Source organism: Kitasatospora sp. NPDC057518 (assembly GCF_042802075.1).
In the GTDB taxonomy this organism is placed as follows: Bacteria; Actinomycetota; Actinomycetes; order Streptomycetales; family Streptomycetaceae; genus Kitasatospora.
Window position 1 is genome coordinate 1 of the sequence record NZ_JBHVEU010000446.1, and the last position, 7,421, is coordinate 7,421.

9 protein-coding genes and 1 pseudogene are annotated in these 7,421 nt (G+C 71.4%); 6 read left to right on the plus strand and 4 right to left on the minus strand.

Features of this window, described 5'->3' with window-relative positions:
* The first annotated feature begins 215 nt into the window (after positions 1 to 215).
* Positions 216 to 1,790, plus strand: a complete 1,575-nt coding sequence (locus ACFU7Z_RS32615; protein WP_380781471.1) for a TIGR03086 family metal-binding protein — start codon at positions 216 to 218, stop codon at positions 1,788 to 1,790.
* A gap of 125 nt (positions 1,791 to 1,915) precedes the next feature.
* Here ACFU7Z_RS32615 and ACFU7Z_RS32620 read toward each other — a convergent pair whose 3' ends face one another.
* From ACFU7Z_RS32620 to ACFU7Z_RS32630, 3 genes are all read right to left on the minus strand, one after another.
* On the minus strand, positions 1,916 to 2,866 hold the full coding sequence (locus tag ACFU7Z_RS32620; protein ID WP_380781473.1) for a phosphotransferase family protein: 951 nt from the start codon (positions 2,864 to 2,866) through the stop codon (positions 1,916 to 1,918).
* Positions 2,867 to 2,933: 67 nt separating this feature from the next.
* Positions 2,934 to 3,134, minus strand: coding sequence for a DUF397 domain-containing protein (locus tag ACFU7Z_RS32625; protein ID WP_049653129.1), 201 nt, complete (start codon positions 3,132 to 3,134; stop codon positions 2,934 to 2,936).
* 12 nt (positions 3,135 to 3,146) lie between these two features.
* The gene (locus ACFU7Z_RS32630; RefSeq protein WP_380781476.1) at positions 3,147 to 4,028 is read right to left on the minus strand and encodes a helix-turn-helix domain-containing protein; all 882 of its coding nucleotides are present in this window, start codon (positions 4,026 to 4,028) and stop codon (positions 3,147 to 3,149) included.
* A 182-nt stretch (positions 4,029 to 4,210) separates the two neighbouring features.
* Between ACFU7Z_RS32630 and ACFU7Z_RS32635 the strand changes: the two genes are divergently transcribed.
* The 5 genes from ACFU7Z_RS32635 (at position 4,211) to ACFU7Z_RS32655 (ending at position 6,612) form a co-directional block, all read left to right on the plus strand.
* Complete coding sequence (locus tag ACFU7Z_RS32635) at positions 4,211 to 4,576, plus strand: ATP-binding protein (protein ID WP_380781478.1); 366 nt, start codon at positions 4,211 to 4,213, stop codon at positions 4,574 to 4,576.
* Positions 4,573 to 4,827, plus strand: a complete 255-nt coding sequence (locus ACFU7Z_RS32640) for a hypothetical protein (protein ID WP_049653135.1) — start codon at positions 4,573 to 4,575, stop codon at positions 4,825 to 4,827. The genes ACFU7Z_RS32635 and ACFU7Z_RS32640 overlap by 4 nt, the downstream gene beginning before the upstream one ends.
* 105 nt (positions 4,828 to 4,932) lie before the next feature.
* On the plus strand, positions 4,933 to 5,262 hold the full coding sequence (locus tag ACFU7Z_RS32645) for a hypothetical protein (RefSeq protein ID WP_380781480.1): 330 nt from the start codon (positions 4,933 to 4,935) through the stop codon (positions 5,260 to 5,262).
* Positions 5,263 to 5,297: 35 nt separating this feature from the next.
* Complete coding sequence (locus ACFU7Z_RS32650) at positions 5,298 to 6,248, plus strand: GNAT family N-acetyltransferase (RefSeq protein WP_380781482.1); 951 nt, start codon at positions 5,298 to 5,300, stop codon at positions 6,246 to 6,248.
* A gap of 91 nt (positions 6,249 to 6,339) precedes the next feature.
* Entirely contained in the window at positions 6,340 to 6,612 is a 273-nt protein-coding gene (locus tag ACFU7Z_RS32655) for a hypothetical protein (RefSeq protein ID WP_380781484.1), read from the plus strand.
* Positions 6,613 to 6,648: 36 nt separating this feature from the next.
* On the opposite strand, the pseudogene ACFU7Z_RS32660 reads toward ACFU7Z_RS32655, so the two are convergent.
* Positions 6,649 to 7,421, minus strand: a pseudogene (locus ACFU7Z_RS32660) (hypothetical protein); the annotation flags it as partial.

Sequence of the window (7,421 nt, forward strand, 5' to 3'; positions counted from 1 at the left end):
GTACTGCAGGGGGGACCCTGTGGGAGAGTAGGACGCCGCCGAACAATTCTTCAGAAGAACCCCCATCCGGGTCCCGGATGGGGGTTCTTCGCGTTTTCCGGGACTCTTCGCGTTTCCGGGCCGGCTGCGGGGCGGAGCGACGGTCAACGCGCGCGGTAGGCCAGAGCTCCCGGCTGGTTGACTCTCCCATCGTGGGAGAGCCGAGGGTGGGGCACATGCACGTCGACGACAGGGTGCTGTGGAGCATCGGAGAGGTCGCGCGGAAGACCGGGCTGTCGGTGAAGCTCATCCGGCACTGGTCCGATCTCGGCCTCGTGCCACCGGCCCGACGCACGGCCGCCGGGTACCGGGTCTACGACGCGGAGTCCGTGGCCCGCCTGGAGCTGGCACGGACGCTGCGGGACCTCGGGCTCGGCCTGCCGGCTATCCGCGAAGTCCTTGACCGGGAGCACACCTTGGCGGAGGTGGCCGCGGTCCACGTCGACGTGCTGGAGACGCGGATCCGCCTGCTGCGCGCGCAACAGGCGGTCCTGCGCTCCGCCGCCCGTCGCGAAACCACTGCCGAAGGACTCGCCTTCATGAACCGCACCGCCCGACTGTCCGCTGCCGAACGCCGGAAGACCATCCACGAGTTCGTGACCGGGACGCTCGCCGGCCTGGACGTACCGACCTACCGCAGCGGCCTGCTGGCCGCCACCCCGGAGCTGCCCGACGACCCCACGGACGCGCAGGTCGACGCCTGGATCGAACTGGGCGAGCTGGTGGCCGATCCCGAACTGCGGGGCGCGATGCGGCGCATGGCGCAGTACGCGGCCGAACACGCCCCCGGCGAGCACGATGACGCCACACTCCAGGAGGCACGGCGGGTCACCGACTACTGGACGGGGCGGGTGGACGAGGCCGTCCGGGACGGGATCGCGCCGGACTCGCCCGCGGCGGAACCCGTTGTCGCGGCCGTCGTCGAGAAGTGGCTCCCCTCCCAGGCGCAGACCGTCGACGGGGTCCGCATCGATGGCGCGCCGGCCCGGAGCCTGCTGCTCGAACAGCTCGGCATCGTCTCCGTCCCGTGCGTCGAGCGGTACTGGCAGCTGCTCTGCGTCATCAACGGCCAACCGGCGCGGCCGAGTCTGGAGACGGCGGGCAACTGGCTGAAGACCGCCCTGCGTGCCAATCCCGAACCCGGACGCCGCGCCGCCGAACTCGACGCGCTGTACGACTCCGGAGCCGAGGCCTGGGAGCCGGTGGGTCTGATCGCCGCCTGCGAGCGAGTCCTCCAGGCCGTGGGTGACCTCGTCAGCGCCGTCGACCCGAGCGGTCTCGACGGGCCGACGCCGTGCGCCGACTGGGACGTCCGCGCCTTGCTGGACCACCTGGTCTGGGAGAACCTGATGTGGGCCGGCCTGGCGGACGGGAGGCCCCGGTCCGATGCCGCCGCGGATCACCTGGGCGGTGATCATGTCGCGGCGTTCCGGACCGCCGCCCAGCGGACGCTCACGGCCTTTCGCCGGCCCGGCATGCTCGACCGGCGGTACGGGCCGGCGCCGGGCCGACGTCTCGTCGAGCAGTTGGTCATCGAAATGCTGGTCCACGGTTGGGACTTGGCCGAAGCCATCGGACACCCGCGCGACCTGGTCCCGGACATTGCGACGGTGGCCATGCCCGTGGTGCGGGAGATCTACGCGGGCCTGCCGCGGACGGAAGGCGGCTCCTTCGCCCCGCCCCGGCCCGCGCCCCACGACGCGACCGCCCTCGACCGCCTGGCCGCCCACCTCGGTCGCGCCGTCGCCTGAGCAACGGCGGGGGTGGACAAGACCCCGCCCGCTCGTCGGGGGCCAACGAGCGGGCGGGGATCAGCGGCAGGGCTCGTGCTCGCTGGTGGGCTCCGCGAACAGCGCTGCGGGCGCTGCGAGTTCGGTCAGTGCCAGCCGGTTCGGTGCTCGATCCACGTCCGGCCGATGGCGGCCATGGAGGCCTGGTAGCCGCGCAGGTACGGCACTCCCGGCGGGGCCGGGAGCCTGGAGTTCAGCTCCCAGTAGCCGGCCTGGGCCACCGCGAAGGAGGTGATCGCGTCCGGCGGGGCGGCAGCCCACGAGGCCACGGGTGCGAGCAGGGCTTCGGCCTGGGCCGGGGTGTGGCCCGCGCGGATCAGCTGGGTGACGAGGAAGGCCGGGTCGATCCAGGCGGCGCCCTGGTGGAGGTAGGCCCAGTCGATGGCGAGGGCGTCGTCACCGCGCATGAGCATGTTGTCGGCGCGCAGGTCCGCGTGGAGGAGGCAGACCCCGGCGGATGCGGCGTGCCAGTCGTGCTCGACGGCCGCGAGCTGCTCGATGTGCCGGGTGGACCACGGGTCGAGCTCGGCCTGCTGGTCGGCGAGAGCCCGCCAGCTGCGGGAGCCGCCCCCGAGGACGGAGACGATGGACGGGGCGTCGGGGATCGGCGACGGGCTGACCGCCCTGGGGAGTCGGTCGAGCAGCCGGACGACAGCGGGGAGGTCGGCCGACCCGGGGCTGAGGTCCGGGTGGCCGCCGCCGACGTCCTCGAAGGCCATCAGCAGCCATCCGCCGGCCTCCCAGGAGACGAGCATCCTCGGCACGGGGACCTGCCGGGTCAGGCTTCGGTTGATGGCTGCCTCGGCGGCGTACCTCCCGTGGACGGGGTGGTCGGTGGCGGCGCCCTTGAGGAACACGGCTCGGCCGTCGGCAAGGGTCGCGCGGACCGCGAGGCCAGGGCTGAACCCGCCGGCCTGGGTCCGGGCGCCGGTGACCGGTGCGCCGAGGTGGGTCTCGACGGACTCCTGTGCGGGGAGGGGGAGTTCATCCCAGGACGGCCTCACGGAGGTCGGGGAGCAGGGATCGTTCGGGGTCACGGTGACTTCCTGCGGCAGAGACAGGGGGCGGGATGGCGGTATCGCCGTCCCGCCCCCGTCGCGTGGTTCAGATGAGGTGGTCGAACTCGCCGGCCTTGGCGCTGAGGAGGAAGGCGCGGAGCTTGGTGGTCGAGGTGGTGACGATGACGGAGGGGTCGTCCGACTCGCGGAGGTAGCAGAGGTTGTCGGCGCCGTGGGCCAGTTCCAGACAGGAATTGCCGGCATCGCCGCCACTGAACGATGACTTCTGCCAGGAGAATCCAGCCATCCGAGGCGCCTCTCATGTTTGTAGGGTGTAGAGGAGATGTTGAAGAATCCCCCACGAGTTTCGCGAGTTGGCGGAAGCCGCTACGTCGACGGCCGGCAGTGCGATCTCGCTCAGCTGTTGGAACTTCCATTCGTACGCCGCAATGCTCTCAGGGTCGCTCTGGTGCTCGGCTCGCCCGGGTACATCCAGCAGGATGGTTGCGAGGTCAAGGCATCCGGGGTCGCACAGCACGAAGGGGCCTGACTGAGGAGGCTTCCTCGTAGCTGTGAAGGGGAGGACCTGGATGGTGACGTTGGGGCGTTCAGCCATGTTCAGCAGGTGGTCCAGCTGAGCCCTCATGACTTCCACACCAGGGAAGAGCATCCGCAGAGCTGCTTCATGGATGACGAATCGGAACTGCCGCTGCTCTTCGTTCTCCAGGATCCGCTGGCGGTCCATGCGGAACTGGATGGCCGTCGCCAGATCCCAATGCCCGTTGCGGTAGGCGTCCTTGTAGATGGCCTCGGCGTATTCAGGTAGTTGGAGCAGCCCGGGAACGTACAGAGTCTCGAAGTTGCGCAGAGTGACAGTTCGGTCTTCGAGTTCGGCCAGGTCGAGCGACAGGTCGGGCACCCGGCCCTTGTAGGTGCTCCACCAGCCTTTGCCGTTGCTGGCTCCGAGAGCGTGCAGCAGCGCGATGTAGGTCTCATCCGTGCACCCGTAGCCTTCGAGCAAGACCGAGAGCCGCTCCGGGTCGAGCGCCGTTCGAGCTGCCTCGATGTGGCTCAGCTGCGGGCCCGCGATGCCGATGAGGGCGCCGGCGTCCTTGACCGCCAGGCCTGCGGCCTCGCGCAACCTTCTCAGCTCAGCGCCGAACCGCCGCTGTCGCTCGCTGATTTGGGTCCTGAGTGCCAAGGGGGGTTCCTTCCGTGTCGGGCCAGTCTCCACCCACACGAGTGAGCTTAGCCAAGTTGGGGGAGACATCTCGGCGATCAGGTTGCACGCGTGTGACCGACGGTCCTACTCTCAGTGTTGCACCGATCACATGACGGAGTGTCTGCTTCGTCGATTCCCCTCTTCCTCCCTTGGGGTCTCTCATGCGTGCCTGCAACCTTCCGGACTGCTCCACCGCTCGTTCCGAGCTCTCCGACCTCCTCGTCTCGGCCGGGTGGCGACCCTCCGTCATCTCCGACGCCGAACTCGCCCTCCACGAAGTCTTCGTCAACGCCTGGCGGCACGGGGGCACCCTTGCCCCCATGGTCGTGCTGGCCCTCACCGGCCACCGTCTGCGGGTCTCGGTCGCGGACAACAACCCGATCTTCCCCACCGTCCACCTCCCCACGGACCCGCTCGCCTCCTCCGGCCGGGGCCTCTTCCTCGTCCGTGCCCTCACCCACCGCCTCGGCGCCGAGCCCCGCAAGACGGGCAAGGTCGTCTGGTTCGAACTGGAGGCCTCCGCGTGAACCGTCGCCGCTTCCCCATGCAGCCCACCGACCCCCGCATCCGGGGCTACACCGAGGACCAGGTCCGCATCCTCCTCGCCGAACTCCAGGAGCGCGGCCGCGCGTTCGGCCTGATCTTCCCCTCCGCCACCACGGACACGACCATGGACGGCCGCGTCCTGGTCGCCTTCAACACGGCGCCGGCCTCGACGCTGATGAACCTCCTCACCCTCCTCTTCGACGCCGACCGCGAGCGCTCGTGCGGTTCCTGATCGCCGCCGCCTTCCTCTCCCTCCTCGCCCTGGCGTTCGCCACCGGCGCCCTGGGCGTCGTCACCACGCTCAAGCTTGCAAGGCCCGACCAAGAGGAGACCTGACGTGCCCGACCCCGTCCTCGACCCGGCCGCCGACCCCGACGTCCTCAACGCCCTCGCCGCCTCCCACTACGCCGTCGCCGCGGCCTTCAATGCGCTCTTCGGCGTCGCCGTCGCCCCGCCCGTCCCCGACGACTTCGACTGGCCCAAGCTCGAGACCTTCGTCCACGACCTCGGCTTCGCCGCCGACGACTCCGACGCCGCCCTCAACCTCTACCGCCTGCTCTTCGCCGTCCAGCGCGTCGCTTACCGCGAGGCCGCCGGCCGTAACTCGCCCTGGCAGGCGACCCGGCTGAACCCCCGGGTCGTTTACGGAGGACCGGGGCCGCAGTAGAGGTTCGTACCGGAGTCACCTGGCAGCATGTCCCCATGGACACAGTGGACTTCGGCGACTTCGGCGACTTCGTCGTTCGGCGCGGCACCGACGCGGACGCGGACGGGCTGACCGGTATCGACTCGGTCGCCCTCGCAGGCGACGAGGAGCGGGTGGCGAGCATCCGGCGGTGGTGCCGGCAGGCCCCGGGCCCGGTGCTCGTGGCCGAAGACGCGTCCGGGCTCCTCGGCTACTGCGTCACCGAGTACACGTTCTTCGAGCAGGGCTTCGTCACGATGCTGATGGTCTCGCCCGCCGCGCGCGGCAGGGGCGTCGGCCGCCGGCTGCTGGACGCCGCGGCGGCCTCCTGCGAGACCCCGAAGCTGTTCACCTCGACCAACGTCTCCAACCAGCCGATGCGACGGCTCCTGCACCGGGCCGGGTGGCAGCCGGTCGGCCTCGTCCAGGGCCTCGACGAGGGTGATCCGGAACTGTTCCACCTGTACCGGCCGCAGGCGTCCCGGCCGGGTCCTCCCTCGCGGACAGCGGCCGAGGCCGAGGCAGCGGCCCGCCTCGACAGCGCCTGGGAGTGGTGGGGCGCCGCCATCGAGGACGCCCAGGAGGGCCACTGGATCCGCACCTCCGTCGAGCGCCGGGTGATGGACGACCTCGCCGCCGCGACCGTCGGACTCGGGTACCTGGACCCGTCCGTCGAACTCCCCCTGCGCAACCGCCTCTGCCGCATCGCCACCTGGGCGGGCGCGGTGCGGCTCGCCGCCCGGGTCGGCGGGTGGGAGTTCGCCCCCGTCACCGGAGCGGCCCCGCCCCGCCCGGCGGGGATGGCCGAACTGCTCTCCGCCGTCCACGCGGTGGGCGAGCAGGGCGAGGCCTGGCTGCGGCGGCTCCCCGCCGACGGCCCGCCGCCGCCCCGGGCGCTCGCCGGGTGCGAGACCTTCCTGTTCGGCCCGGGCTCGGCGGAGGACCTCCGCCAGTTCTTCTACGACTGAGGGCCCGGAGCACCCCGGAGCCACCCGGCACGGCCGCACCCGTGCACTGGAGCAGTGGACCCGGGTCCGGCTCCTGGACCGCTGGGACATCATGGGCCGAGGCGCGGCATCGGCGTTCCTCGGCGTGCACTCGGGCCACCCGGGCTTCGGCATGATGGCCCTGGACAGCAGCGTGTACGTCTGCGCCTCGACGGGCGAGACCGGCGTCGACGTGCTCGCGGTGCGCGAGCCGGACCGCTCGGAGAACGTCCTGCGACACCTGGAGTGGATCGCGCGTCACGACGGTCGTTTCTCCAACCGCGAGGAACGAGAGCGTGCCGCCGCCTGGCTCGCCGCCCGTTCGGGAGGCCTTCCGGTCCGCTGACTGCGAGGCCGTGCGGGCGCGTGGACACCCCTGCGGTCATTGGAACTTCCACAGCTGGCTCGCGAGGTTGTCGGTGCAGGTGGTCATGGTGATGGGCTTGCCCCGCGCGCCGGCGGTCATGCAGTTGGTGCCGTCGCCGAGGGTGTACCCGCCCGAGGCGGCGGGCTGGACGGTCCACCGGTACAGGAAGTCGCGGCCGCTGCCGAGGGCCACCGCGTTGTCGAACGGGGAGCCGTTGCCCATGACCAGGGGGAAGCCTCCGGAGTTGCAGGCGTGGTACTCGTTCCACGTGCCGTAGCTGACGACCCAGCCGTACTGCGTGGCGCCGCCCAGGACGACCGGGTTGCTCGCGTTCAGGTTGTCGTTGGCCAGCCCGATCGGCAGGCCGGACTGGACACTGATGATGCGCGTCCAGTTGGTTCCGCCGCACTCCGCGGGGCGGGCCGGGGACTCCGGTGGCGGGGCGCTGCTGCCGCCGGGCTGTGCGGTGGTCCCGCCGGGGGAGTTCTGCGGCGGAGGCTGCGGGGCGGGGTTGTTGGTCACCGGGGGTTGCGGGGCGGGGGTGTTGGCCGGTGTCTGGCGGGGCTGGGTGCCTCCGTTCTGTCCGGCGGTCGTGCCGCCGCTGTTGGCGCCTCCGTTGCTCGCGCCTCCGCCGTTGCCCGCGTTCGTACCCCCGTTGCCGCCGGAGGAGGCCGGCGGCACGGGCCGTTGCTGCTGCGGCGTCTGCTGGTCGGGGGTGGTCCCCGGCAGCTGGTCGCCCGCCGGGGTGGCGGCCGGGTTCTCGACGGGGGCACCGGTGTCCGGGACAC